The organism is Aeromonas rivuli, assembly GCF_020149575.1.
Lineage (GTDB): Bacteria > Pseudomonadota > Gammaproteobacteria > Enterobacterales > Aeromonadaceae > Aeromonas > Aeromonas rivuli.
On record NZ_CP079742.1, the window covers coordinates 3,526,658 to 3,551,675 of the forward strand.

Genomic DNA, 25,018 nt, shown 5'->3' on the forward strand with positions numbered 1-25,018 from the left:
ATAGGACTCATTACATCATAATGGAAGCACAAAAAGTGAATGTCATTCCCTTACCGAGAGATATGTCTCCGGTAAGTGATGAAATTGACCTGCGGGAGTTAGTGGTTGCCTTGTGGCATGGCAAGTGGTGGATTTTTTCCACCACCTTCATTGCCACCGGTCTCGCCGTCGCCTTCGCACTCTGGAGCCCCAATATCTATCGCGCCGAGGCCTTGCTGACTCCCTCTCTTGAGCAGCAAGGTGGTGGACTCTCCGCGCTGGCATCCCGCTTCGGTGGGCTAGCCAGCCTGGCTGGTGTCGATCTTGGCAACAAAGGCGGAGATAAGGCCTCGATAGCCATCGAAGTGGGCAAATCACGGCTGTTTCTTGGAGATTTCATCCGCCACCACCAGCTGGCTGTCCCTTTGCTCGCCGCTACCGGTATGGATAAAACCACCGGCGAGTTGATCATCGACCCTCAGATCTACGATACGGTGACCCAGAAGTGGGTGCGCGAATTACCTGCTGGCAAGTCACCCGAGCCCACGGACTGGGAACTGATCAAGGCTTTCAGGGGGCTGGTCTCCCTCAATAGCGATCCCAAGACCGGATTGTTGACAGTCAACGTTGACTTTTATTCACCACAACTGGCCAAACAGTGGGTGGACTGGTTGATCAATGATCTCAACCACACCATGAAACAACGGGATCAAGAGGAGGCAAAGCGCAATATTTCCTATCTGACCGAGCAATTATCCAAAACCTCCGTCGCCGATATGCAGAAGGTTTTTTATCAACTGATCGAAGAGCAGACCAAGACCTTGATGCTCGCCGAGGTCAATCAGGAATACGTATTTAAAGTACTTGATCCTGCCGTCATCGCCGAAGAGAAAATAAAACCAAAACGGGCACTGATTGTTGTATTGGGTGCACTATTGGGCGGCATGTTGGGAGTGATGATAGTTTTGGTTCGGTTTGCATTCCGTCATGATAAAAAATAATGGGTGCAAATTAACCAAAAACGATGGCTTGCCATCATAATAGAGTAGAACGAACCTCGACTATTCTGATTTTATAAGGGAAATATATGAAGAAGAGTGTTTTGATTATGACTGCCCTGCTGGCCCTGTCCGGCCAGACCATGGCTGCAGAAACAGCTGCTGCTGCTGGCGCAGGTGCTGCAGGCAGCGCTGCCGCTGGTGGTCTGACCGTTGGCGCCATCGCTGTTGGTGTCGCCGCTGCGGCTGCCATCGGCGTCGCCGTCGCCGTTGCCAGCAACGACAAAGACGACAACAGCTCCACCTCGACTGTTACCAGCACAGCTCGTTGATATTACGATTTAAAGACTGCCTGAGGGCAGTCTTTATTTTTATACCGATTCATTCAGCGATGTTTTTATGCTAACTAAGCGCATTATTGTAATGTTATCAATGTTGTTGTTTGGCTGTGCAGACAACAACGTTGATAGCTATCAGCAACTTAAATTTCTTCTCTCCGGAAATGCAGAAATAACTATCACCCCGGAAGCCATCAATAAACTCCCTTATGCCAGTGCATATGTCACCGTAGATGACAGACCAAAAATATTCGTCGTGCTCGCGTTTGCAGATGAAAATAGGTTGTCCTGGGTTAGCAGCGACAGGGGCATGATAGTGACCGAGCATGGTAGAATTACTAAAACATTGAAACTGGAAAATGATCTTCATTATTATTCCAGTACGATGAAGGACCCCTTGATTCAAGCATCCATCGCCTCGGGTGCACAGTTCAGTTACAGCGCCGAATGGGCAAAGGATCGTCGCAGTGGGAGAAGCATGCGCAGTGTATTCCGCCAGCTCGCGGATGAAAATCTGGATATCAATGGCACCATTATTGCGACCTCCCTCTATGAGGAAACCGTGCAGTCGATAAAAGATGATCAAATATGGAATAATTATTACTGGTTGGACAAAAAGTCTGGCCTGATCCGAAAGACCGTTCAAAAGCTAGGCCCTGACAACAGCACCATAGAGATGGTCTTTACCAAGCCTTACGCATCATGAAAAAAATAATACTCTCGTTATTGATAGGCTATATGCCCTTTCTTCACGCTGACAGTGTTACCAAAGTAGCCTTAGGTAATGTCAATGGCACCACCATCTCCCTTTCGGATAGTCAGCGTCTTGAACAGCTACTGAATAATGCCAAGCTACCTGATCATATTTATTGGCCTGCCGCCATTATCTCATCCCCCGCAGAAGAGCGTGTGGTCCAGCAAGCCAAGGAATTATTGCTCAGCGATGTGAAATCGCTCCAGGTGATATGGATGAGAGAGCATCAAGGCGGTCTGGTTCAAACAACCCAGCAACTGTTGCGAGAGCTGGATCAGCTTGATGTCACCGGCCGGATTGATATAAAGCTGGATCCCGATCTCAGCAGAATTGAACCTGATAACAACCCCCGCTTGAGCGGCAACTACTCATTGTATGTCTCTCCTCGGCCATCCCGTTTATATTTGATGGGTTTAATCAATAGCCGTAAGTCATTGCCTCATGAGCATGGAAAAGGTTTGGCTGAATATTGGCAGGGCCATAGCTTGTTGGCCGGAGCCAACCCGGGTGAGGTATATCTCATCCAGCCAGATGGCAGCACCCAGTTATCACCTGTGGCCGTATGGAATGAATACCATATAGAACCCATGCCCGGTGCAACACTGTTTGCCGGGTTCGATCCCGAATTGCTGCCAGCCAAATTTAAAAACATCAATCTCCGTATTGCCGAAATGATTGCTAATCGGATACCCGAGTAATGCTAACCAGAATCGCCACTCTCTCTATTCTTGTCTCTCCTATCGCTTGCGCCAATACGGATAGTTTCTCCCCTGCCTTTCCGACCCAGAGTGACTTTGGTGGTGTAGGTCTGCTCCAGATGCCAACGGCGCGCATGGCCCCAGAAGGTGAGTTCTCTTTCAACTACATGGATAACCAGGAATATCGACGCTGGTCTATCTCCATGCAACCATTCGACTGGCTGGAAGCCACCCTGAGATACACCGACATTCGCACCCGCCTGTATAGCAATGATGAGAGCTTCAGTGGCGATCAAACCTATAAAGACAAGGGGCTGGATGTCAAAGCCAGGCTCTGGAATGAATCCACCTGGCGCCCTCATGTCTCTGTCGGGCTTCGCGATGTCATGGGGACCGGACTCTTTGATAGCGAGTACATCGTTGCCAGCAAGCGCTATGAGAACCTTGATTTCACCCTGGGCATGGCATGGGGAAACATGGGGCAGAGTGGCAACATCAAGAACCCCTTCTGTGAACTCCGCGATGGCTGGTGCCAACGGGACGACGGGTTCTCGGGCAGTGGTGGCAAATTTGAATTTGGCAGCCTGTTCCATGGGCCTGCCGCTCTCTTTGGCGGAATAGAGTACCAGACGCCCTGGCAACCATTGAGGTTGAAGCTTGAATACGATGGCAATGACTACAGTCACGAGTCGGCGGGCGTCATCACACAAAGCACCCCCATCAATGTGGGCATAGTCTACCAGCCCTATGATGCTCTCGACATGCACCTCAGTTATCAGCGCGGCAACACGCTGATGTGGGGGATGACACTGCATACCAATTTCAACGATCCCTCCTTGTCGCTGCCAAAGCTCATGGATCCCCCGGTTCCGGCCTATCAGACCAGCGAAACGGCCTCTCTGGATGAGGTGGACTGGCAAGATTTGTCCTCCCAGCTGGCCGCCAATGCAGGCTGGCAAGAGGTCTCCCTCTACGGTGATGACGACACCCTTACCCTGGTGGGTGAGCAGACCCGCTTCCGGGAGCAGGCTCAGGGCGAGCACAGGGCTACCATGCTTGCCGTCAATGACCTGCCTGCGTCGGTGAAGCAACTGCGGATCATCGAGCAAAAGCAAGGGATGCCACTGCAGGAGACCCGCGTCGATCTGGACTCGGTGCGCCGCGCCAACAGCGATCTTCCTCTCGGCCAGAAACAGGAGATCGAGGTCAGCCGGCAATCACCGACCCAGGTTCAGGGAGCACGGCGCCATGAGGCGGAGCCCCGCTCATGGAGTTTCAATATTGTGCCCAAACTGAGCCAATCCATCGGGGGCTCAGAGAGTTTTTACATGTATCAGGTCGGGTTGAATGCCAATACCGACTGGTACATGACAGATCACAACTGGCTGAGCAGCACGCTCTTCTTCAATCTGTTCAACAACTATGACAAGTTCAATTACACGGCTCCCCCGCCCGATGGTGAGGCCTTGCCCCGGGTCAGAACCTGGATCCGGGAATATGTCACCTCCTCAGATGTGCTGCTGAATAACCTTCAGCTCACCCATATGGATAAATATGGTAAAGATTGGTACGCCCAGACATATGGCGGCTATCTGGAGATGATGTACGCCGGGGTCGGCGGTGAAGCCTTGTATCGCCCCTTCAACCAATCCTGGGCCATAGGGGCAGATCTCAATCTGGTGAAACAGCGGGACTGGGAAAACACCCTCCAGTTTGCTGACTATCAGGTGGCGACCGGCCATGTCACCACCTACTGGCAGCCGGAGTTTCTCGACAAGGTGACGGCCCAGATCTCGGTGGGTCGTTACCTGGCAGGGGATTATGGTGCCACCCTCAACTTCGCCAAGGAGTTTGATTCGGGCATCAGTGCCGGTTTCTTTGCGACCTTCACCAATGTGTCGGCAGAAGAGTACGGTGAAGGGAGCTTCACCAAGGGGCTCTACATCACCATCCCGTTCGACCTCATGATGTTCAAGTCCACCATAGACAGCGGCACCATCAGCTGGGTCCCCCTGACCCGGGACGGGGGTCAGATGCTGGCCAGAAAGTACGGGCTCTACAGCCAGAGCAGTGTCGCCTCCTTCTGATATGAAATGACTGCCCATCGCAGATAAAAAAAGCACCTTCCATGAAGGTGCTTTTTTATTTCTGGCGCACGAGTCTCTGCGGTCAGCCCTTTGGCTTGCGCTCACCGGTGATGGTCGGATTCTTGGGATCAGAACTCCATTCGTACCAGCCACCGTCGTAGACGCTGATCCGCTTCCAGTCCATCAACCAGGCGTAGAAGAAGGCCTCGGAGGCGCGCCAGCCAGTGCCGCAATAGAAGGCGGTCTGATCCTGTGGCGCTATCTGCCACTGCTGCCACATGGCCAGAATTTCACTCGACGGCTTCATGGTGCCATCCGGATTGTGGAAATCGCTCATGCTTTGCGAGTCAACACCGCCATGACCCCACTTGGCGCCAGGAATGTCACCCTTGGGTTCGATATAGCTGTAACCCGAGGTCTCGCCGATGAACTCGTCCCAGGTACGGATGCTGACCAGCTCGCCATCGGACTGCTTGAGCAAGGCCTTGGCCTGTTCGGTCGAGGTGAGGTACTCAGGGTGCACCGGGATCTTGGCACCGAACGACTCGGCGGCCTCGTACTGGTGCGGCAGGCCGGTCTTGGTGCGCAGATGGGCGATAAACCAGGCCTCGATGCCACCATCGAGCAGACGAACGTCCTTGACGCCGGCGTACATCATCAGATGAGCGGCGCGGGCAGCAGCCATGGTGTTGCGACCATAGAGCACCACAGTGGTGTCATGACGGATCCCATTTTCCAGCAGCAGCTTCTCAAGATCGGCATCGGACACCTTGTTCCACAGCGGCTCCTGCTCCAGGCGATTGGTATCGATGTAATCGGCCCCCGGAATGTGGCTGATCAGAAACGCCTTGGGCGCCCCCCAATCCACTTCGAACAGTTTCCAGTCGCCCTTGGGAGCGGCCACGACGGGTTTGCCCGCCTGCAAATCCGCCAGCCACTGGGGATAGACCAGTTGCTGCCAGCGCACCAGGCGCTCTCGCTTGGCCTCTTGCCAGCCTTTGAGCTCGTACAGCTGATGGAAGCCGCGCATACGCAGCATCCGCGCCACCTCGGCCAGGCCACGCTCGCTGCCATAGAGGGCGACCGGCTTTCTGGCATCCAGCCCCTTGTCACGCAGTGCCTGGGGCCACTGCTCGTCATCATATTTCCAGTCCGCAGACAGGCTGACCGCCCCCGATACATGGCCGCCCTGACTCTCCCCTTCCATGGGCCATCCCTGATAGAAGTGGCTGGGACGGGTGTCGACTATGATGGCGCCCTGAGCCTTGGCCTCCTGCATGGAGAGGGGGGCCAGCTCGCCCGCTTGCGCGGAGAAGCTGCACCAGAGCAGCAGGCTGGCCGAGGCCGCCAACAGCTGCCGAATCGCGTGTTTCATTGACTTGCTCACTTATGATGAATGGCAGTTAAAAGATGGAGCGGCCGAGGCGCTCGGACAGTCGCTCGAGCGCCGCCGTGCCTGCCAGAGAATTACCGGCCTTGTTCAGTTCGGGTGACCAGACACAGACACAGAGCTCACCCGGGATCAGCGCCATGATACCACCGCCGACCCCGGATTTACCCGGCATGCCGACGCGGTAGGCAAAATCCCCCGCTTCGTCATAGAGGCCGCAGGTGGCGAGCAAGGCATTGACCTGTTTGGTGGTGCGCGCCCCCAGCAGCGGCTCGCTCGCCCCGAGTGGCAGGCCACGATTCGCCAGATAGACGAAGGCGCGTGCCAAGTCGACGCAGCTCATGCGAATGGCGCAGGCGTTGAAGTAACTCTGCAGCACCTTGTCGACTTCATTTTCAAAGTTGCCGTGGGACTTCATCAGGTAGGCGATGGCGGCATTGCGGGCCGAGTGTTGGTATTCGGACTTCGCCACCACGGCATCCGCGACGATGGCTGGATTGGCCGCCAGGCGGCGCACCAGCTCCAGGGTCCGTTGACGGGGCGCCGTAAGCCGGGTTTCCAGCAGATCGCTCACCACCAGGGCACCGGCATTGATGAAGGGATTACGGGGTATGCCTTGCTCAAACTCAAGCTGAACCAGCGAGTTGAACGGCTGACCCGAGGGCTCCTTGCCAACCCGGGCCCAGATCTCCTCTTCCCGGTAGAGGGTGAGGGCCAGGGTCAGGCTCAGCGCCTTGGAGATACTCTGGATGGAGAAGGGTTCGAAAGCATCACCGGCGGTAAACAGTTCGCCCCCCACCGTGTAGACCGCCATGCCAAGCCTGTCGGCCGGCACCTGGGCCAGCGCCGGAATATAATCTGCCACCTTGCCTTGCCCCAGCAGGGGACGCACTTCATCAAGGATGCTTTCCAATAATTGCGATGACAACTGCATTGAGAGGTTCCACGACTCAAACGGGGCGATCTACCCCACAGACAAAAATCCCGCCAGCGGCGGGATTTTTCATTCGGCCAATCAGGCCGGTTCGCCATACCAGAGGTCGAACAGTTCGGTGACCTCGACGGCCTCCATGCCTTTGGCTTCCAGCCAGCCCTTGAGAACGGCTCTGTCCTCATCGGTGCATTTGCCCAGCGCCTGGGTGCAGATCATGCCTTCCCATGCCAGGTGGCCGGAACCGGCGAATGCCAATTTACGCGGCTCAATCACCTCATCGATCAGGGCATCGATGACGGCATCTATGGTCGCTTCGGCGGTGTTGACCGGGAAGTTAAAGCTCAGATCGAATCCCATTTCCTGGAACTCTTCGACGCGCAATTTCTTACGCAGACGGCGACTACGGTTTGCCATGACAGCTCCTCAGGTTCAGTTAACGCGTTTAAAAATCAGATCCCAAACCCCGTGACCAAGACGATGGCCCCGTTGTTCAAATTTGGTCAGCGGACGCCACTCGGGACGCTCCACCCAGTTGCCCGCGGGCGAGGTGTTCTCATAGCCTTCGGCGGCGCTCATCACTTCCAGCATGTGCTCGGCATAGTTTTCCCAGTCGGTGGCCATGTGGAAGACGCCACCTATGGCCAGCTTCTGGCGAATATCCTGGGCAAAGGCAGGCTGCACGATACGACGCTTGTGGTGACGGCTCTTGTGCCAGGGATCCGGGAAGAACAGCTGCAGACAGGCGAGCGAGCCATTCGGGATCATGTGTTCCAGCACTTCGACCGCATCGTGGCAGATGACGCGCAGGTTGGTGACACCGGCCTCCTGAGCGCTGCCGAGGCAGGCGCCGACGCCGGGGCTGTGCACCTCGATACCGATAAAGTTCTTCTCGGGAGCTTGCTTGGCCATCTCGACCAGGGAGGTCCCCATACCAAAGCCAATCTCCAGCACCACGGGGGCATCGCGACCAAACAGGGCGACGAAGTCCAGCGGGGCAGTGTCGAAATCGATCCCCATGACTGGCCACTGTTCGGCCAGAGCCTTCTCCTGACCCTTGGTCAGGCGGCCTTCACGACGGACAAAGCTGCGGATCTTGCGCATGAATTTGCCGTCTTCGTTAAATTCGTCTTGGGTCACTGGCATATTGGATCACTCGTTATTTCATCAATCTGGGTCACAGCCGACATGGGTTGCTCGTTATTTCATCTATCGGCAGAAACTGGGTAGCGAATTATCCCAAGATGGGCTCAAGGCGCAAGTCTTTCCGACAACTAATGACCGAGCCGCGCCCATCCCGTGCTGCTCAATGGACAATTGCCAGCTGGCTCACAGTATCAAAGGCTTCATAAGGGCATGCTGTGCCGCGATAATAAAACCATACACAACAAAGGATTGCAGTATGAACAAGACCCTTGTCGCCCTCAGCCTCGCCACCCTGTTGGCCGGTTGCAACACCTCCAGCAATGAGTCAGAGGCCCCGGCTGCCCCGACGCCAGCCGAACAGGCCTTCGAATACCTGACCCAACTCAGCTCGAGTGCCGAGGGCATTGGTGCCCGTCCGACCGGCAGCGCCGCCGAGACCCGCGCCGCCGACTGGATCCAGGATCACCTGACCGGCTGGGGCTATGAGGTCGAACGCCAGCCGTTCAGCTATCAGCGCCGCGGGGAGGAAAAATCATCCCAGAATCTGATCGCCGAACTCAAGGGTGAAAGCGATAACGTCATTCTCATCGGAGCCCATTACGACAGCACAGGGGAAGAGCTGGGGTCGGAGGGGGCCACCGACAATGGTGCTGGCGTGGCCGCCCTGCTGGCAGTCGCCGAGGCACTCAAGGGCCAGACCCTGCCTTATACGGTACGTTTCGCCTTCTTCGGCGCCGAGGAGAACGGCCTCAACGGCGCCAAGGCCTATACCGCCAGCCTGGATGAGGCCGCCATCGCCCGACTGCTCGCCATGGTCAACTACGACACCATCGCCGGGGGCGACATCGTCTACGTCCACTCAGCCCACTCGGATGAAGCCGAGTATGGCTGCGCCGAACCGGCCCGTTACAGCCATGATCCCAAGGTACGGGATCGTCTGCTCGCCATCTCGGAGCTGACCCAGACCCCGTTCGCCATCCATCCCAGCTATGCCGGCTACCCGGAAGGGGAAACCGGCAGTTGGTCGGATCATGCCCCCTTCGCCTGCCTCGGGGTGCCCATCGCCTATGTCGAGGCGACCAACTTCACCATCAATGGTGCTGATGGCTTTGATGGTTACTCCCAGAGCACCCACCCGGCGCTGTGGGATTGCTACGACGAGGGGAGCAAGAGCGCCTGCGATCGGGACAGCGAGACCCAGTGGGGCAAGATCTGGCACACAGAGCACGACCGCCTCGACAAGATGGCCGAGCTCTTCCCGGGCCGGGTCGAGCAGCAGCTCGGCGCCAATACCGACATCATGATCCGCTTCCTGCGCGATCCTGGCTTGTAACAGGCCCCCCAGCCGTTTTGGCGAGGGGATGCCAAGCCGGGACGATAAAATGTGGGCAGGTGCCAAAGCTGCCCTTTTTTATCGATTTTTCCACCAGCCATTGCCTCAATTTTTAAATCTGATACAAACGGATAACTTGGCGGTTGAATGGAGCGACCGCCCACCAGTCAGAGAGAGTCCTATGCAGCCGTTTTTTGCCCAGCGTTTCGAGAAGGTTGAACCCTCCTTCATCCGCGAGATCCTCAAAGTTGCCGCCAATCCGGAGATCATCTCCTTCGCCGGCGGCCTGCCCAATCCTCATCTGTTCCCGGTCAAGGCCATCGACCAGGCCTGCCAGGACGTGCTGCGCGAGCAGGGTGCTGCTGCGCTGCAATATGCCGCCACCGAGGGCTTCGCCCCACTGCGCCAATATATTGCCGACCGCTACCTGGCGCGCCATGGCATGACCGTCAACCCGGACAATATCCTGATCACCAGCGGCTCCCAGCAGGCGCTGGATCTGCTGGGCAAGGTGCTGGTCAACGAGGGACAAGATCTCATCATCGAGGAGCCGGGTTATCTCGGCGCCATTCAGGCCTTCTCCGTCTATCAACCGAACTTCCGCCCCATCACTCTGGGAGAAGAGGGACTGGATCTGGCTGCGCTGGATGCGCTGCTGGCCGAGGGCTCCACGGCCAAGCTGCTCTATGGCGTGCCCAACTTCCAGAACCCGAGCGGTGTCTCTTATAGCCGTGCCAACCGCGAGGCGCTGGCCGAACGGCTGGTGCGCCATGAACTGCTGATGGTGGAAGATGACCCCTATGGCGAGCTGCGCTTCGAGGGTGAGCACCTGCCCCCCATCGCCAAGCTGGCGCCAAACAATACCGTGCTGCTCGGCTCCTTCTCGAAGACGGTGGTGCCCGCGTTTCGTCTCGGCTGGATGCTGGTACCGGACTGGCTGCGCAAGAAGGTCACCATCGCCAAGCAGGCCACGGATCTGCACAGCAACGCCTTCAGCCAGCAGGTGCTGCACCGCTTCCTGACCGACCACTCGCTGGATGCCCATCTGGAGAAGATCAAGGAGGTCTATGGCCGCCAACGTGCCGCCATGGAGGCCGCCCTGGCTCGTCACTGCCCGCCCGGCGTCAGCTATACCCGTCCGGAAGGGGGCATGTTCCTCTGGCTGACCCTGCCCGCCAGCATCTCGGCCATGGCGCTGTTCGACGAGGCGATCAAGGAGAAGGTCGCCTTCGTGCCCGGCGCCCCCTTCTATGTGCGCCCCGAGATCCAGAACACCCTGCGCCTGAGCTTCTCCTGCGTGGACGAAGCCACCACAGAGGAAGGCATCAAGCGGCTGTGCAACGCCATGAGGCGCATGCTCTAAGCCCCTCTTTACCAATAAAAGAGCGGCCAAGGGCCGCTTTTTTATTGGTGATTAGAGTCACATCGACGATGCCTGCCCTCCATCTTTGCCAAAGGTGGTCATGACCTGTTCAAAGCCGACCATAGGCAAGGGGCGGCTAAACAGGTAGCCCTGCAGAAAATCGACGCCGTGAGCCTTGAGATAGTCCGCCTGTATCCGGGTTTCGACCCCCTCGGCCACCAGCATGAGACCGAGCCGGGTCGCCAGGTCGATGACGTTGTCCACTATGTGGCTGGAGAGGGCATCGGAACCTATCATGGCGACAAAACTCTGGTCGATCTTGAGGAAATCGACCTGAAACTTCTGCAGATACGTCAGGCTGGAGTGGCCGGTACCGAAGTCGTCGATGGCGATAAACACGCCGAGATTATGCAGCTCGGCAAACAGGCTATCTGTCATGGCATTGGGTTCAATCAGTTCACGTTCGGTCAGCTCCAGCACCAACTTGATGGGGTTGGCCTCGAATGCCTTGAGGAAAGCCCGGCAATCCTCCACCAGGCTGAGATCCTGACAATGGCGGGCGCAGATATTGAACGCGAAGTGAAAACCGACGGGTAACTCCCGGGCCTTGGGGGCGAAGCGCTCGCGCACCTGGCGCATCAAGTCGCTGGTCATGGGAATGATCAGGCCACTAGCCTCCGCCATGGGGATGAAACGATCCGGCGATATCATGCCCTGTTGCGGGTGTTGCCAACGCATCAGTACTTCACAACCGGTACACGCCTCATGGACGCCATCCATCACCGGCTGGAGATAGGGGATGAATTCCCCCTTGGCGAGCCCCCGTGCCAGCTCCTCCTCTGGCGACACCGGACGCCCCAACACCCAGAACGCCACCCCAGCCCCCAACAACGCCAAGATCAGGAAGAGCACCATGCTGCCATTGCTGTAATCCCTGGCTCGCTGCCAATATTGTTGCGGCGTGATACTCGAGCCCAATCGATAGGCATAACGCTGGGAGGCGAGACTGAACTTGCCCCCATCGAGATGAGGCTCCCCATCCAGGACGCGACCATTAGGACCCATCCAGCGTTGGCCCACCAGCAGCATCATGGGGACCTCGCGACTCATTAGTTGCAGCGTGTTGGCCAGGTAATAACCATCCACCCCCACCAGCACACTGCCCTCCTCCCCTTGGGCGCGGTAAACGATGAGGGCGCGATCCGGGGTGAGCGAGTTCCCCGGCGCCAGATCCAGCTGTCCCTGCACATAGCCGCTGGGGTCATAATCCTGGTCGTATTCGCCATAGAGGGAAGTGCAGTAGATGCGATTGCCTCGGGTCAGGTTGACGGTGCGCACATCCGGCACCGTCGCCACTTGGTGACGCAGTATCTGCTTGACGTTGGCACAGGGTTGACCCAGCAAGGGTTTGACCGTCATGGCCGCCTGATAGGCGTTATCCAGGGTACGATCGAACATGTCGCGAGCATGCTGCAATCTGGTCTGGTTATCTGCATTCATGTCACTCACTGTCTGCCAGCCGATGATGGTGGCACCAAGCAGCAGGATCACCAGGAAAACGAGACCAGACTGGACTCCTCGCATGATCTGTTGACGCAATTTGAAGCGGCGAAAAGGCATTGTGGACCCCGGGGTGATGGCGAAAAAGGCATCGATGATACTGGTTTGAATCTGCCTTGTAACCCGGCAATTGGCCAGTGGCAGATATAAATAATTGAATCAATAATGTGCCACCTCCCACCCGGCAAGCCAGAGATCACGATTGTGTTCCCCTATGCGCAGCCATCATCCTAACGAAAAAAAGAGCCCCGAAGAGCTCTTTTTTAACGGGAGTGAGAGGGACTCAGGCTCGCAGGGATTTCTCTGCCCGGGAGATACCACAAACCCCGGAGCGCACCACCTCGATGATCTCGTTGGTCTGGGCCGCCGTCTTGATGAAGGCATCCAGCTTCTCGCTGGTACCCACCAGTTGGACAGTGTACTGATCCGGGGTCACATCGACTATCTGACCACGGAAGATATCCGCCAGCCGCTTCAACTCGTCGCGAGTACCGCCAATGGCACGGGCCTTGACCAGGGCTATCTCCCGCTCTATGTGCTCCCCTTCGCTCAAGTCACACACCTTGAGCACATCCACCAGCTTGTGGAGTTGCTTCTGGATCTGCTCAAGCACCCGCTCATCACCCATGGTCACTATGGTCATGCGCGACAGGGTGGGATCCTCGGTGGGGGCCACCGTCAGGGTCTCGATGTTGTAGCCGCGCTGGGAGAAGAGACCCACCACACGACTCAGGGCGCCGGACTCGTTTTCCAACAGAACGGAAATAATATGTCTCATCAGCTTCTCTCCGTCTTGCTCAGCCACATCTCATCGACGGCGGGCTCCACCAGTACGACCGAAATAATATGTTCCATCGTCAGGTCCTCTCCATCTTGCTCAGCCACATCTCGTCATTGATGGAACCAAACTTGAGCTCCATGAGTACGACCGGAATAATGTTTCCCATTGTCAGGTCCTCTCCGTCTTGCTCAGCCACATCTCGTCCATGGCGCCGAACTTGATCTGCATCGGATAGACGTGCTCATCGGGGTCGACCGAGATATCCATGAACACCAGCCGATCCTTCATGGCGAAGGCCTTCTCCATGGCGCTCTCAAGCTCCGCCGGATCGCTCACTGCCATGCCGACATGGCCATAGGCTTCCGCCAACTTGACGAAGTCCGGCAGTGACTCCATGTAGGAGTGACTGTGACGGCCGCCATAGAACATCTTCTGCCACTGCTTGACCATGCCCAGCGCACGGTTGTTGATGGAGATGATCTTGATGGGCACCCCGTACTGCATGCAGGTAGAGAGCTCCTGGATGTTCATCTGTACCGAACCATCGCCGGTCACGCAGCACACCACGGCATCGGGGTTGGCAAACTGGACGCCCATGGCGGCCGGGATGCCGAAGCCCATGGTGCCGAGGCCCCCTGAGTTGATCCACTGGCGCGGCTTGGCAAAGGGGTAGTAGAGGGCGGCGAACATCTGGTGTTGGCCGACGTCGGAGGAGACGAAGGCCTCCCCCTTGGTCACCTTGTAGAGGGTCTCGATAACCTGCTGTGGCTTGATCAGGGTTGGGTGAGTCTCGTAGGCCAGGCAGTTGCGGGAGCGCCACTGATCGATCTGGCTCCACCAATCTGCCATCGCCTGCTTGTCACTGTCGAAGCCACACTCGCCGATCACATCCAGCATCTGCTGCAACACGGTTTCTACCGAGCCGACGATGGGCACATGGGCCTGCACCGTCTTGGAGATGGAGGTGGGATCGATGTCGATGTGCACTATGGTCGCATTGGGACAGAACTTGGCCACGTTGTTGGTGACGCGGTCATCGAAGCGGGCACCCACGGCGAAGATCAGATCCGCGTTGTGCATGGTCTTGTTCGCTTCGAAGGTACCATGCATGCCCAGCATGCCCACGAACTGCTTGTGGATGCCGGAGAACGCCCCCAGCCCCATGAGCGTGGTGGTCACCGGCAGGTTGAGCAGCTCGGCCAGCTTGGTCACCAGCTGATCCGCGTTGGCATTGATGGCACCGCCACCCACATACATGACCGGGCGCTGGGCCTCGGTCAGCAGCTTGGCCGCCCGCTTGATCTGGCCCTTGTGCCCGGCCTTGGTCGGGTTGTAGGAGCGCAGGGAGACGGACTCGGGATACTGGTAGGGGAACTTTTCTTTCGGATTCTGCACATCTTTGGGCAGATCCACCACCACGGGCCCCGGGCGGCCAGTCGCAGCTATGTAGTAAGCCTTCTTGATGGCGTCGGGGATCTCGCTCGCCGTCTTGCACAGGAAGCTGTGCTTCACTACAGGACGGGAGATACCGATCATGTCGGTCTCCTGGAACGCATCCTCTCCTATCATGCTGGTCGGCACCTGGCCGGACAGGATCACCAGGGGAATGGAGTCCATGTAGGCGGTGGCGATACCGGTAATGCAGTTGGTCGCCCCCGGGCCCGAGGTCACCAGCACAGTGCCCACCTTGCCGGTGGAACGGGCGTAACCATCTGCCATGTGTACCGCCGCCTGCTCATGGCGTACCAACACATGTTCCATCTTGCCGTTTTCGAAGAGGGCGTCATAGATGTCGAGCACTGAGCCACCCGGGTAGCCGAACACATGTTCAACCCCCTGATCCTCCAGCGCACGTACCACCATCTGAGCGCCTGATAACATCTCCATGATAAAGCCCTCCAGGCTTTGCTCCGTTTAGCAATTCTATCGACGGCTCCGCTGCTTCCCGGCACCACCCGGTCTGCCTGCTATTTCTTATGGGTCAGACGGAGTGAGTACGGAGCGCGATAGTTGAAAAATAGGGTTTGTCCATCATACCCCCACAAAAGGGGGTGAAAAACCAAGTTAACCCGCTTCCCCCGGCTTGTCCACGGCTTTATCTGACAATAACAGTCATAAATTTCAAACAGATATTAACATTTAGTGAGGGGGTCGAGAAAAACGGCATGATTGCCTGGATGCTTCGGAAGGGAGTAGTGGATCCTGCTGAAGAGGAAATTGTTGGCAGGGGAATGCCCATCCCGCGGGGATGGGCATTAGAGGGGGTAATCTAGGGATTGTCTTCCGGTTCGGCCAACCAGATCTGCTGATCCGGGTCAGTCTCCTCACAGACGGAGATACTGACGCCCATATCGAGCAACTCATGGAGAGTCAGACCATCTGCCAGGTTCATCACTTCACCATGCTCATTGGTAAAACGCATCTTGCTTATCCTCAGCTAGGGGGCACTCATCAGTCTAGTCCATTGGCGCGGCCGGGCACTGAACGCCATGCCACCGCAGCCAGCCATCGGCCGTTGATGAACTATTCGAAACTACCGAGCTGGGATAGCCAGGTCGTGCCAATGGACTCCCCTCCTTCCAACTCACTCAGCCGATCACCCACCTCCTCGGGAAACAACGCCTTGGCCCAGAGTCGCCGTGACAAGTTGGCCAGCGTCTCCTCGGCGCCCTCTGCCAGCCAGAGCGCCAGGGCCGTCGCCACATCCGGATAGACAATCTGCCCAGGCGACGGCGCATCGAGCCAGTTACGCACGGCATTGGCATCCAGACTGTCCATCAGCTGCGCCAATCCCATCAGTTCCAGGGTCTTGCCGTTAGTCAACTGCTCGAACTGGCCACCCAGCGGCTTGACCAGCAACTTCTTGCCCAGGGTCAGCGCCTCCGAGGCGAGCTCGAAACCGGCATTGGAGATGACTCCGCGACAACCGCAGAGCTGGGCCTTGAAACCATCCCTGGCCGGTGGCTCGAAGCGGATATTGCGCCACTGGGTGGTCGTGGTCACCCCTGGATGGAAACAGACAAACTGATGCTGGCTAAAGCGCGACAGCAGGGCCGCGATGGCATCTTGCTGCTCGAAGGGCAGATAGACCAGGATGCTGTGATTGTCGGGGGCCGGGCGCATGGCATCGACGATGGGGGGTAATAAAGGGAAACCAAAGTGGAACCAGTGCAGTCCCAGAGATTGCTGGACAGGGGCGTAGTGGCGCATCAACTGCTGGCTGAGCCGGTTCTCGCCCCAGCGAGGAACGGGCCAGTGGAAACTGGCCTGATGGCTGATGCTGAGGCTCGGCACCCCCTGCCGACGGGCCGCATGAGCGCTCAGGGGCTCGAAATCGCTGATGACAAGGTCATAGCGGCCACAATCCAGCCCCTTGAGATCCTGCCAGAAACGCAGTGGCGCCAACTGACGCGCAGTGTGCCAGGGGCTGACCTGCCCCTCCCGGGTGACGAAGCTGAGCCCCCCGAAGCTGCGATAGTCACCGAAGGCCTCCATCTCGAAGTAACCGTCACGAGCACGGCCACTGAACAGATAATCCACCTCTATCCCTTGCGCGGCCAAGGCTCGCGCCAGGGTGCGACTGCGACTGATATGGCCATTACCCGTGCCTTGAACCCCGAACAGTACCCTCATCCCTGGCTCCAGCTCAGCGCCAGAGTGGCACAGCTCACCCCCAGCAGGGCACCGGCCAGCAGATCGCTGCCATAGTGCACCCCCAGCAGCAGCCGCGAGGCCGCCACCAGGCTCGCCCAGGCAAAGAGTGGACCGGCCCACTCTGGGTAGCTGGCAGCCAGCACTGTCGCCATCAGGAAAGCGGCCGCGGTATGACCAGAGGGCAGACTGTAGCGATCCGAGGGGGTGATGAAGACCGGTAATCCACTGGGACGAGCCCGTCTCAGGCTGTTCTTGAGCAGCAGATAGAGCGGCAGTTCCAACATGAAGGCGAACAGCGCCGCCTCCACCGCCCCCTGGCCACGCGCACCTTGCTGCCAGAGCAGCAGGGCCAGCAACAGATAGAGGGGGCCATCGCCACTGTGGGAGATGAGGCGACTTATCCGGGCCAATGTTCGGTTATAGGGATGGAGCAAGCAGAGCTGGCACACTCGCAGATCCCATTGCTGGATTTTATTCATCACCCTCGCCTCCTCGTCATCCTGAATGCCAGATTGAGGCGGTGGTATGACAAAAAGGTGAAGAGGGGATAACAGATTAATGAAAAAGGGCCTCATGGCCCTTTTCTCATCGTGCGGATCTCGAATGCGTCAGTTCAGACTGGGACGCAAGCCGGACTCCATCAAGCGACAGTTGTGGTTCGCCAATCGCGCCATGAACTGCTCATCGACCTTGAGGCCGAACACCTGCTCATAAAGCTCCTTCATCACGAAGGGCTGCCACATCATGCTGAGGAAGGAGACCTTCAGCATCTCGGGATCCGCATCGGCATTGAGCTCGCCGTTATCCTTCATGGCGGCCAGCAGGGCATCGAATTGAGGCATCTGCCGCTCGAGGAGGCGGTTCAGGACAAAATCCCGGCCCGGGCTCTTCTCACTGGATAAGGCACTGGAGATGGCAGAGGTCAGTTCGCTGTTTGGCGCCATCACCTGGTAGTAGGTGCTGAGCAGATCGTTGAGGCTGCGGTGGCTGCCCTCATCCTGCCAGGCTTGCTCCAGCGGCTCGGCGACATCCCCCAGCACCGCTTGATAGAGACCCTCTTTGCTACCGAAGTAGTAGTGGATCATCGCCAGGTTGGAGCCAGCTCGCTCGGCAATCTCACGGGTGGTGACCTTGCTGTAAGGGGTGCTCAAAAAGCGCTCTCGAGCAGCGGCGAGCAACTTGTCACGAATGTCAGAACGTCCAACCGGACGACCGGGTCTACGTTTTTCCATGAAATACCTCGAATGAATGCGCGAAAGGCTGATAAGTCGATACGTTTGTGCAGGTGATCGAGTGCAGCAGGAATGACCGGATAATCGAGCAAGCACCGAACATGGGACAAGGAAATTTGCACTCCTTTACAATTCGATTAAATAACGCAGGGGATCCCATGGGTAAAGTCCGGTTGACACAGGATAAAAAACTCGATATTGGTAAAGCATGACTGACTGGAAGGATTGTTCACCTCATGGGTATTGCCGCTCAACGACTACTAAGCTCCCTAATCGCGACTTCTCGCGCGGGAACCTTGTAGCCGGGCTCAGGCAAAGCCGGTCATTACAAAAACCCGTGCAACCTGCACGGGTTTTTTTATGCCAATAGCAGGATGCACACCAAAGCACTTAGGAAGAGGGAAAACAGATGTCAAATCGAGTGATCATATTCGATACCACCTTGCGTGATGGTGAGCAGGCATTGGCGGCCAGTCTGACGGTCAAGGAGAAGCTGCAGATAGCCCTGGCCCTGGAGCGGCTCGGTGTCGACGTCATGGAAGTGGGTTTCCCCGTATCCTCCCCCGGCGACTTCCAATCGGTGCAGACCATAGCCCGCCACATCAAAGACAGCCGAGTCTGCGCCCTGGCCCGGGCCCTGCCCAAAGACATAGATGCCGCCGCCGAAGCCTTGAAAGTCGCCGAGGCGTTTCGTATCCACACCTTCATCTCCACCTCCTCCATCCATGTTCAGAGCAAGCTGAAAAAGAGTTTCGAAGATGTACTGGAAATGGGTATCAGCGCGGTCAAGCATGCTCGCCGTTACACGGACGATGTAGAGTTCTCCTGCGAGGATGCGGGCCGTACTCCGATCGACAACCTGTGCCGCATGGTCGAGGCCGCCATCAAGGCTGGCGCCCGCACCATCAATATCCCGGACACTGTGGGTTACACTGTCCCGACCGAGTTCTCCGGCATCATCCAGACCCTGTTCAACCGGGTGCCCAACATCGACCAGGCCATCATCTCGGTGCACTGCCACGACGATCTGGGCCTGTCGGTGGCGAACTCCATCGGTGCCATCCAGGTGGGTGCCCGCCAGATAGAGTGCACCATCAACGGCATAGGCGAGCGGGCCGGCAACTGCTCCCTAGAAGAGGTGGCGATGATCCTGAAGACCCGTGCCGATTTGCTCGGGGTGCACACCAACATCCGCCACAACGAGATCCACCGCACCAGCACGCTCGTCAGTCAAATTTGCAACATGCCGGTGCAGCCGAACAAGGCCATCGTCGGCGCCAACGCCTTCTCCCACAGCTCCGGCATTCATCAGGACGGCGTGCTCAAGGCCAAGAACACCTACGAAATCATCACCCCCGAGAGCATTGGCCTGACCCAGAACAGCCTTAACATGACCTCTCGCTCCGGTCGCCACGTCATCAAGCACCGCATGGAGACCATGGGCTACGCCGAGAGCAGCTATGATCTCGACCATCTCTACGACAGATTCCTCACCCTGGCCGACAAGAAGGGGCAGGTATTTGACTATGACCTGGAGGCGCTGGCCTTCTTCAGCCAGATCCACGAAGAACCTGAACACTTCAAGCTGGAATACCTGGGCGTGCAGAGCGGCAGCTCGGTACTGGCCACAGCGTCAGTCAAGCTGAAGGTAGGTCAGGAGACCATCAGTGAAGCCGCCACCGGCAATGGTCCTGTCGATGCCGTCTACCAGTGCATCAACCGGATCACCGGCTACGAAATTCGCATCGACAAATATGAACTCAAAGGCAAGGGTGAGGGCAAGAACGCCCTCGGCCAGGTCGACATAGTGGCCGAATACAAGGGACGCAAGTTCCACGGCATGGGCCTTGCCACCGATATCATCGAGTCCTCGGCCCAGGCGCTGATCCATGTGATCAACAGCATCTGGCGCGCCGATCAGGTCGCCGAGCAGATGGGACGCAATAACAATATCAAGACGGAGACAGTATGAGCAGTTATCGGATCGCAGTATTGCCGGGTGACGGCATTGGCCCGGAAGTGATGGCCGAGGCTATCAAGGTGCTGGACAAGGTGCAGGCCAAGTTTGGCTTTTCCCTCGCCTATGACCGCCATGACGTGGGTGGCATCGCCATCGACAACCACGGCTCTCCCCTGCCCCAGGGCACCCTCGATGGGTGCGAAGCAGCCGACGCCGTGCTGTTTGGCTCGGTAGGCGGCCCCAAATGGGAACACTTGCCGCCACAGAGCCAACCGGAACGTGGCGCCCTGCTGCCCCTGCGTGCCCACTTCAAGCTGTTCTGCAACCTGCGCCCGGCCCGTATCTACACCGGATTGGAGCAGTTCTCTCCCCTGCGTGCCGACATCTCGGATCGCGGCTTCGACATCGTCTGCGTGCGTGAACTGACCGGCGGCATCTACTTTGGTCACCCCAAGGGCCGCGAGGGCGAAGGTGCCCACGAGAAGGCATTCGACACCGAGGTCTACCACCGCTTCGAGATAGAGCGTATCGCTCACCTTGCCTTCCAGGCGGCAAGAGTGCGCCGCAGCAAGGTCACCTCCATCGACAAGGCCAACGTGCTCGCCTCCTCCATCCTGTGGCGCGAGGTGGTGACGCAAGTCGCCCACTCCTACCCGGACGTGGCCCTCAGTCACATGTATATCGACAACGCCACCATGCAGCTCATCAAGGATCCGTCCCAGTTCGACGTGCTGCTCTGCTCCAACCTGTTTGGCGACATTCTCTCCGACGAGTGCGCCATGATCACCGGCTCCATGGGACTGCTCCCCTCCGCCAGCCTGAACGATGCCGGTTTCGGCTTGTTTGAACCTGCAGGCGGCTCTGCGCCGGACATCGCAGGCAAAGGGATCGCCAATCCCATCGCCCAGATCCTCTCCGCCGCCCTGATGCTGCGCTACAGCCTCAAGCAGGAAGAAGCGGCCCTGGCCATTGAAAAGGCCGTGGCAGAGGCCCTGGCCGAAGGTTACTTCACCGCCGATCTGCATCAGGCCGATGCCCATCATCCGGTGCAGAGCACGGCCGCCATGGGCTCCCAGATAGTCGCGCGCATCTAAACATCAGGAAGGAGTGAGCAAGATGGCAAAGACCCTCTATCAGAAAGTATTCGACGCCCATGTGGTTCGTGAAGTCGCAGGCGAGACGCCCCTCATCTACATCGACCGCCACCTGGTCCATGAAGTGACCAGCCCGCAAGCCTTCGATGGTCTGCGCGCCATGAATCGCCCCCTGCGTCGCCCGGACTTGACCTGGGCCACCATGGATCACAACGTCTCCACCACCACCAAGGACATCGCCGCCTCCGGCGAGATGGCCCGCATCCAGATGGAAACGCTTGCAGCCAACTGCAAGGAGTTCGGAGTTCGTCTCTACGATCTCAACCACAAGTATCAGGGCATAGTCCACGTGATGGGGCCTGAGCTCGGCATCACATTGCCTGGCACCACCATCGTCTGCGGCGACTCCCACACCGCCACCCACGGCGCCTTTGGCTCTCTGGCATTCGGTATCGGCACCTCGGAAGTCGAGCATGTGATGGCCACCCAGACCCTGAAGCAGGGCCGGGCCAAGACCATGCGTATCTCTGTCAACGGTAAGTTGGCCGAAGGCATTAGCGCCAAAGACGTGGTGCTGGCCATTATCGGCAAGGTCGGCGCTGCCGGCGGTACCGGTTACGTGGTGGAGTTCGCAGGCGATGCCATCACGGGTCTCTCCATGGAAGGGCGCATGACGGTCTGCAACATGGCCATCGAGCTGGGTGCCAAGGCGGGGATGATAGCCCCGGATCAGACCACCATCGACTACATCCAGGGCAAGGTATTCGCCCCCACCGGCGAGTCACTGGCACAGGCCATCGCCTACTGGCAGACCCTCAAGAGCGATGAAGGCGCAACATTCGATGCCGAAGTGGTGCTCAATGGCGCCGACATTGCGCCACAGGTGACCTGGGGTACCAACCCGGGCCAGGTGATCTCCGTCAATGACCCCATTCCGGATCCGGACTCCTTCACCGATCTGATGGAGCAACAGTCCGCCCGCAAAGCACTGGCTTATATGGATTTGCAACCGGGTCAGAAGCTCAGCGATGTCACCATCGACAAGGTGTTCATTGGTTCGTGCACCAACAGCCGTATCGAGGATCTGCGTGCCGCCGCCGCCATCGCCCAGGGTCGCAAGGTTGCCGCCGGGGTGCAGGCCCTGGTCGTACCGGGCTCCGAGCAAGTGAAGGCCCAGGCCGAGTCTGAAGGACTGGACAAGATCTTCATCGAGGCTGGCTTCGAGTGGCGTCTGCCTGGCTGCTCCATGTGTCTGGCCATGAACAACGACCGGCTGCAACCGGGGGAGCGCTGCGCCTCCACCAGCAACCGCAACTTCGAGGGTCGCCAGGGTCGCGCCGGCCGCACCCATCTGGTGAGCCCGGCCATGGCCGCCGCCGCCGCCGTTACCGGTCGTTTCGCCGACATTCGCGCGCTGTAATTGGAGATCAACAAGATGACAGGCTTCAAGCAACACCAAGGGATCGTCGTCCCCCTCGACAGCGCCAACGTCGATACCGACGCAATCATTCCCAAGCAGTTTTTGCAAAAAGTGAACCGCACCGGTTTTGGCAAGCACCTGTTCCACGACTGGCGCTTCCTGGATGACGCCGGCCAGCAGCCCAACCCGGAGTTCGTGCTCAACCAGCCGCGCTATGCCGGTGCCAGCATCCTGCTGGCCCGGGAGAACTTCGGCTGTGGCTCGAGCCGCGAGCACGCCCCCTGGGCGCTGGCGGATTACGGCTTCAAGACCATCATTGCGCCGAGCTTTGCCGACATCTTCTACGGTAACGCCATCAACAACGGCCTGGTGCCGGTGCGCCTGAAAGAGGATGAGGTTGAGGCGCTGTTCCAGCTGGTTGCCGCCCAGCCGGGAATCGAGATCGACGTGGATCTGGAGGCGAACCAGGTGCGCGCCGGTGCGCTGTGTTTTAGCTTCGAGATCGACGAGTTCCGCCGCTACTGCCTGCTCAACGGCCTGGATGCCATCGGCCTGACCCTGCAACACGGGGCCGCCATCGATGCTTTCGAAGCACGGCAGCCGAGCTGGATCTGAGTCTGAACATCATCGATGCCTGACGGACGACATCACCACATCGCCACCCGGGATCGGGATGCCATCGACGTCAGGCAGGTCAGCTGACGCTGAACGCTGTAGTATGAACGGGGAGCCTTGGCTCCCCGTTTTCATGGCTGTGCCGACCCCACAGGAGATGTTGACCCCCGATGAGCAGAACCCTCTTAGTCATGACATGGCGCCTCTCTTTGCTGCTGAGCCTGGGTGGGATAAACCAGGCGCTTGCCGCCCAGAGCCACTTTATCAACAGCGCAGGTCTGCTCAATGTGGGCTGGCAGGACAACAAAGGGGAGACCCAGCAACTCAGCTATCAGTTGGCGACCGGTTCCTTGCCGCCGCTTATCGCCTATCGCCCGGCACGGATGCAAGAAGATGTCTGGCAGAGCCTGCTGCGCGAGGCGAATGACAAGTTTCCCGAGGTGCAGTTTTCCCTGGCAAGGCCCGCCTTCGAGCTGAGCCTCAAGAGCCGTAACCAGGATAAGGCGCAAGCGGCCATCGCCTGGGTGGAGAGTCGCCGCGCCGAACTGGAGCAGGGGTGGCTGCGGCAATACTACTTCCAGTACTTCACCCCGCCCGATGGCAGCAGAGCCATCAAGCAGGATCATGTGCGCATTGCCCTGGAGAGCCGCAACGAACTGGCGCCCCTTGCCGACCTGCTCAAACAGGGGGGGGCCACCGAGTTTGAGGCCTATCAGAACACCACGGCCCGGGTGCTCGATTTTGTGCAGAACATTCCCTACTTGCTGCTCGATGAACCCAGCGGCCGGGGGGGGCGAGGTCTGCTTACCCCCCGTCAGGTGCTGGAGCAGAATCGTGGGGATTGCGACAGCAAGGTGACCCTGATGGCCGCGCTGCTGGCGCAACTCTTCCCAGAACTCCCCCAGATCATGGTATTCGTACCGGGCCATGCCCTGCTCGGCGTCGCACTGCCCGTCCAGAGCAGCCAGGAGAGCCTGATGTGGGAAGGTCAACGCTACCTGTTGATGGAACCAACCGGCCCCGCCGAGTTACCCCCAGGCCAGCTGGCCGCGAGCAGCAAGACGCTGGTAGACAGTGGCCAGTTGAGTATTCAGGCGGTGCGCAGCGAGGAGGTGGGAGGGTAAAAGGGCCGGCGGGTCATCCCATCTCGCCCCCACTTTCGCGCCGCAAGCAGACCGGAGATGGATGATGCAACGCCCCGCGAGCGCCCTATCAACGGATGGGAAGGAACTCCACCGCCAGCAAGGTCCCCTCTTGCGCATCCAGCTCCCGGATGATGCGCGCCTGAGCCTCGAACGGTGGCAACAGGTTGCTGTGGGTGGCCAGGCTGACCCGGATCGGCAGACCGAGCTCCAGATTGTGCTCATTGACCAATATGCCCATGCCCGTGGCGCTGAGATCCCGGCAGATCCCCATCAGCACGGTATCGCCCTGATAGAGGGTGATAGGGGCATTGATAATCATGCGCTGGAAGGCGCGCCTTTCCTTGGTACTGATGATCACGCAGAACTCCTCTCTCGACTGGGGCCTGGCCCGACACCAGATTGTGCTGGCCTGCCCTCCAGAAGGTTAATACAATGCGACTCCTTGCTCAAACGGGGTGCGCCCAGGCGCTGAGATGATACCCGTGAACCTGATCCAGATAATGCTGGCGGAGGAATTTGAGGCTAGAGGCGCACAGCGCC

General features: G+C 58.3%; 24 protein-coding genes and 1 riboswitch. Of the genes, 12 read left to right on the forward strand and 12 right to left on the reverse strand.

Going from position 1 to position 25,018, the window contains the following annotated elements:
* Nucleotides 1-20 precede the first annotated feature (20 nt).
* The 5 genes from KYK33_RS16225 (at nucleotide 21) to KYK33_RS16245 (ending at nucleotide 4,854) form a co-directional block, all read left to right on the forward strand.
* The gene (locus tag KYK33_RS16225; protein ID WP_224431185.1) at nucleotides 21-980 is read left to right on the forward strand and encodes a Wzz/FepE/Etk N-terminal domain-containing protein; all 960 of its coding nucleotides are present in this window, start codon (nucleotides 21-23) and stop codon (nucleotides 978-980) included.
* Nucleotides 981-1,066: 86 nt separating this feature from the next.
* Nucleotides 1,067-1,309: a hypothetical protein gene (locus KYK33_RS16230; RefSeq protein WP_224431186.1), complete on the forward strand. Its 243-nt coding sequence runs from the start codon at nucleotides 1,067-1,069 to the stop codon at nucleotides 1,307-1,309.
* Between the two features lie 67 nt (nucleotides 1,310-1,376).
* Nucleotides 1,377-2,021, forward strand: coding sequence for a YjbF family lipoprotein (locus tag KYK33_RS16235; RefSeq protein ID WP_224431187.1), 645 nt, complete (start codon nucleotides 1,377-1,379; stop codon nucleotides 2,019-2,021).
* Nucleotides 2,018-2,767, forward strand: coding sequence for a capsule biosynthesis GfcC family protein (locus KYK33_RS16240; RefSeq protein ID WP_224431188.1), 750 nt, complete (start codon nucleotides 2,018-2,020; stop codon nucleotides 2,765-2,767). The genes KYK33_RS16235 and KYK33_RS16240 overlap by 4 nt, the downstream gene beginning before the upstream one ends.
* Nucleotides 2,767-4,854: a YjbH domain-containing protein gene (locus KYK33_RS16245; RefSeq protein ID WP_224431189.1), complete on the forward strand. Its 2,088-nt coding sequence runs from the start codon at nucleotides 2,767-2,769 to the stop codon at nucleotides 4,852-4,854. The genes KYK33_RS16240 and KYK33_RS16245 overlap by 1 nt, the downstream gene beginning before the upstream one ends.
* A gap of 82 nt (nucleotides 4,855-4,936) precedes the next feature.
* On the opposite strand, the gene KYK33_RS16250 is transcribed toward KYK33_RS16245, so the two are convergent.
* The 4 genes from KYK33_RS16250 to trmB form a co-directional block, all read right to left on the reverse strand.
* Complete coding sequence (locus KYK33_RS16250) at nucleotides 4,937-6,229, reverse strand: sulfurtransferase (RefSeq protein ID WP_224431190.1); 1,293 nt, start codon at nucleotides 6,227-6,229, stop codon at nucleotides 4,937-4,939.
* Between the two features lie 28 nt (nucleotides 6,230-6,257).
* A complete protein-coding gene (gene glsB, locus KYK33_RS16255; RefSeq protein WP_224431191.1) occupies nucleotides 6,258-7,178 on the reverse strand; it encodes a glutaminase B in 921 nt (306 codons plus the stop codon).
* A gap of 81 nt (nucleotides 7,179-7,259) precedes the next feature.
* Complete coding sequence (locus tag KYK33_RS16260) at nucleotides 7,260-7,592, reverse strand: 50S ribosome-binding protein YggL (protein WP_042041064.1); 333 nt, start codon at nucleotides 7,590-7,592, stop codon at nucleotides 7,260-7,262.
* Between the two features lie 15 nt (nucleotides 7,593-7,607).
* A complete protein-coding gene (trmB, locus tag KYK33_RS16265) occupies nucleotides 7,608-8,321 on the reverse strand; it encodes a tRNA (guanosine(46)-N7)-methyltransferase TrmB (protein ID WP_042041065.1) in 714 nt (237 codons plus the stop codon).
* A gap of 256 nt (nucleotides 8,322-8,577) precedes the next feature.
* On the opposite strand from trmB, the gene KYK33_RS16270 reads away from it, so the two are divergent.
* Together KYK33_RS16270 and KYK33_RS16275 are read left to right on the forward strand one after the other, a co-directional pair.
* Entirely contained in the window at nucleotides 8,578-9,654 is a 1,077-nt protein-coding gene (locus KYK33_RS16270) for a M28 family metallopeptidase (RefSeq protein ID WP_224431192.1), read from the forward strand.
* Between the two features lie 181 nt (nucleotides 9,655-9,835).
* A complete protein-coding gene (locus tag KYK33_RS16275; RefSeq protein WP_224431193.1) occupies nucleotides 9,836-11,017 on the forward strand; it encodes an aminotransferase-like domain-containing protein in 1,182 nt (393 codons plus the stop codon).
* Nucleotides 11,018-11,074: 57 nt separating this feature from the next.
* Here KYK33_RS16275 and KYK33_RS16280 read toward each other — a convergent pair whose 3' ends face one another.
* From KYK33_RS16280 to KYK33_RS16310, 7 genes are all read right to left on the reverse strand, one after another.
* Nucleotides 11,075-12,637 (reverse strand): EAL domain-containing protein, encoded by a 1,563-nt coding sequence (locus tag KYK33_RS16280; RefSeq protein WP_224431194.1) that lies wholly within the window; start codon nucleotides 12,635-12,637, stop codon nucleotides 11,075-11,077.
* A gap of 223 nt (nucleotides 12,638-12,860) precedes the next feature.
* Nucleotides 12,861-13,355 carry an acetolactate synthase small subunit gene (gene ilvN, locus KYK33_RS16285; protein ID WP_005899311.1) on the reverse strand — a complete coding sequence of 165 codons (495 nt, stop codon included), beginning with the start codon at nucleotides 13,353-13,355 and terminating at the stop codon, nucleotides 12,861-12,863.
* 171 nt (nucleotides 13,356-13,526) lie between these two features.
* Nucleotides 13,527-15,245, reverse strand: coding sequence for an acetolactate synthase 3 large subunit (locus KYK33_RS16290; RefSeq protein ID WP_042039621.1), 1,719 nt, complete (start codon nucleotides 15,243-15,245; stop codon nucleotides 13,527-13,529).
* A gap of 382 nt (nucleotides 15,246-15,627) precedes the next feature.
* Nucleotides 15,628-15,780, reverse strand: coding sequence for a hypothetical protein (locus KYK33_RS16295; protein ID WP_157013829.1), 153 nt, complete (start codon nucleotides 15,778-15,780; stop codon nucleotides 15,628-15,630).
* Nucleotides 15,781-15,881: 101 nt separating this feature from the next.
* Nucleotides 15,882-16,991, reverse strand: coding sequence for an MJ1255/VC2487 family glycosyltransferase (locus tag KYK33_RS16300; protein ID WP_042039619.1), 1,110 nt, complete (start codon nucleotides 16,989-16,991; stop codon nucleotides 15,882-15,884).
* Nucleotides 16,988-17,491, reverse strand: coding sequence for a phosphatase PAP2 family protein (locus KYK33_RS16305; RefSeq protein ID WP_224433036.1), 504 nt, complete (start codon nucleotides 17,489-17,491; stop codon nucleotides 16,988-16,990). The genes KYK33_RS16300 and KYK33_RS16305 overlap by 4 nt, the downstream gene beginning before the upstream one ends.
* Before the next feature lie 129 nt (nucleotides 17,492-17,620).
* On the reverse strand, nucleotides 17,621-18,244 hold the full coding sequence (locus tag KYK33_RS16310) for a TetR/AcrR family transcriptional regulator (RefSeq protein WP_042039617.1): 624 nt from the start codon (nucleotides 18,242-18,244) through the stop codon (nucleotides 17,621-17,623).
* A gap of 409 nt (nucleotides 18,245-18,653) precedes the next feature.
* Between KYK33_RS16310 and leuA the strand changes: the two genes are divergently transcribed.
* The 5 genes from leuA (at nucleotide 18,654) to KYK33_RS16335 (ending at nucleotide 24,457) form a co-directional block, all read left to right on the forward strand.
* Complete coding sequence (gene leuA / locus KYK33_RS16315) at nucleotides 18,654-20,216, forward strand: 2-isopropylmalate synthase (RefSeq protein WP_224431195.1); 1,563 nt, start codon at nucleotides 18,654-18,656, stop codon at nucleotides 20,214-20,216.
* Entirely contained in the window at nucleotides 20,213-21,298 is a 1,086-nt protein-coding gene (gene leuB, locus KYK33_RS16320; protein ID WP_224431196.1) for a 3-isopropylmalate dehydrogenase, read from the forward strand. Before leuA ends, leuB begins: the two co-directional genes overlap by 4 nt.
* 22 nt (nucleotides 21,299-21,320) lie before the next feature.
* Entirely contained in the window at nucleotides 21,321-22,718 is a 1,398-nt protein-coding gene (gene leuC / locus KYK33_RS16325; RefSeq protein ID WP_224431197.1) for a 3-isopropylmalate dehydratase large subunit, read from the forward strand.
* A gap of 15 nt (nucleotides 22,719-22,733) precedes the next feature.
* Complete coding sequence (gene leuD / locus KYK33_RS16330; protein WP_224431198.1) at nucleotides 22,734-23,333, forward strand: 3-isopropylmalate dehydratase small subunit; 600 nt, start codon at nucleotides 22,734-22,736, stop codon at nucleotides 23,331-23,333.
* 170 nt (nucleotides 23,334-23,503) lie between these two features.
* A complete protein-coding gene (locus KYK33_RS16335) occupies nucleotides 23,504-24,457 on the forward strand; it encodes a transglutaminase domain-containing protein (protein ID WP_396021358.1) in 954 nt (317 codons plus the stop codon).
* Nucleotides 24,458-24,545: 88 nt separating this feature from the next.
* Here the strand turns inward: KYK33_RS16335 and KYK33_RS16340 are convergent, their stop codons facing one another.
* Nucleotides 24,546-24,836, reverse strand: coding sequence for a PilZ domain-containing protein (locus KYK33_RS16340; RefSeq protein WP_224431199.1), 291 nt, complete (start codon nucleotides 24,834-24,836; stop codon nucleotides 24,546-24,548).
* A gap of 83 nt (nucleotides 24,837-24,919) precedes the next feature.
* Nucleotides 24,920-25,010, forward strand: a riboswitch (TPP riboswitch).
* The last annotated feature ends 8 nt before the right edge of the window (nucleotides 25,011-25,018 follow it).

Coding starts and splice junctions, on each gene's coding strand:
- KYK33_RS16225 (WP_224431185.1), top strand. CDS start 21: ATGGAAGCACAAAAAGTGAATGTCATTCCCTTACCGAGAGATATGTCT.
- KYK33_RS16230 (WP_224431186.1), top strand. CDS start 1,067: ATGAAGAAGAGTGTTTTGATTATGACTGCCCTGCTGGCCCTGTCCGGC.
- KYK33_RS16235 (WP_224431187.1), top strand. CDS start 1,377: ATGCTAACTAAGCGCATTATTGTAATGTTATCAATGTTGTTGTTTGGC.
- KYK33_RS16240 (WP_224431188.1), top strand. CDS start 2,018: ATGAAAAAAATAATACTCTCGTTATTGATAGGCTATATGCCCTTTCTT.
- KYK33_RS16245 (WP_224431189.1), top strand. CDS start 2,767: ATGCTAACCAGAATCGCCACTCTCTCTATTCTTGTCTCTCCTATCGCT.
- KYK33_RS16250 (WP_224431190.1), bottom strand. CDS start 6,229: ATGAAACACGCGATTCGGCAGCTGTTGGCGGCCTCGGCCAGCCTGCTG.
- glsB (WP_224431191.1), bottom strand. CDS start 7,178: ATGCAGTTGTCATCGCAATTATTGGAAAGCATCCTTGATGAAGTGCGT.
- KYK33_RS16260 (WP_042041064.1), bottom strand. CDS start 7,592: ATGGCAAACCGTAGTCGCCGTCTGCGTAAGAAATTGCGCGTCGAAGAG.
- trmB (WP_042041065.1), bottom strand. CDS start 8,321: ATGCCAGTGACCCAAGACGAATTTAACGAAGACGGCAAATTCATGCGC.
- KYK33_RS16270 (WP_224431192.1), top strand. CDS start 8,578: ATGAACAAGACCCTTGTCGCCCTCAGCCTCGCCACCCTGTTGGCCGGT.
- KYK33_RS16275 (WP_224431193.1), top strand. CDS start 9,836: ATGCAGCCGTTTTTTGCCCAGCGTTTCGAGAAGGTTGAACCCTCCTTC.
- KYK33_RS16280 (WP_224431194.1), bottom strand. CDS start 12,637: ATGCCTTTTCGCCGCTTCAAATTGCGTCAACAGATCATGCGAGGAGTC.
- ilvN (WP_005899311.1), bottom strand. CDS start 13,355: ATGAGACATATTATTTCCGTTCTGTTGGAAAACGAGTCCGGCGCCCTG.
- KYK33_RS16290 (WP_042039621.1), bottom strand. CDS start 15,245: ATGGAGATGTTATCAGGCGCTCAGATGGTGGTACGTGCGCTGGAGGAT.
- KYK33_RS16295 (WP_157013829.1), bottom strand. CDS start 15,780: ATGCGTTTTACCAATGAGCATGGTGAAGTGATGAACCTGGCAGATGGT.
- KYK33_RS16300 (WP_042039619.1), bottom strand. CDS start 16,991: ATGAGGGTACTGTTCGGGGTTCAAGGCACGGGTAATGGCCATATCAGT.
- KYK33_RS16305 (WP_224433036.1), bottom strand. CDS start 17,491: ATGAATAAAATCCAGCAATGGGATCTGCGAGTGTGCCAGCTCTGCTTG.
- KYK33_RS16310 (WP_042039617.1), bottom strand. CDS start 18,244: ATGGAAAAACGTAGACCCGGTCGTCCGGTTGGACGTTCTGACATTCGT.
- leuA (WP_224431195.1), top strand. CDS start 18,654: ATGTCAAATCGAGTGATCATATTCGATACCACCTTGCGTGATGGTGAG.
- leuB (WP_224431196.1), top strand. CDS start 20,213: ATGAGCAGTTATCGGATCGCAGTATTGCCGGGTGACGGCATTGGCCCG.
- leuC (WP_224431197.1), top strand. CDS start 21,321: ATGGCAAAGACCCTCTATCAGAAAGTATTCGACGCCCATGTGGTTCGT.
- leuD (WP_224431198.1), top strand. CDS start 22,734: ATGACAGGCTTCAAGCAACACCAAGGGATCGTCGTCCCCCTCGACAGC.
- KYK33_RS16335 (WP_396021358.1), top strand. CDS start 23,504: ATGAGCAGAACCCTCTTAGTCATGACATGGCGCCTCTCTTTGCTGCTG.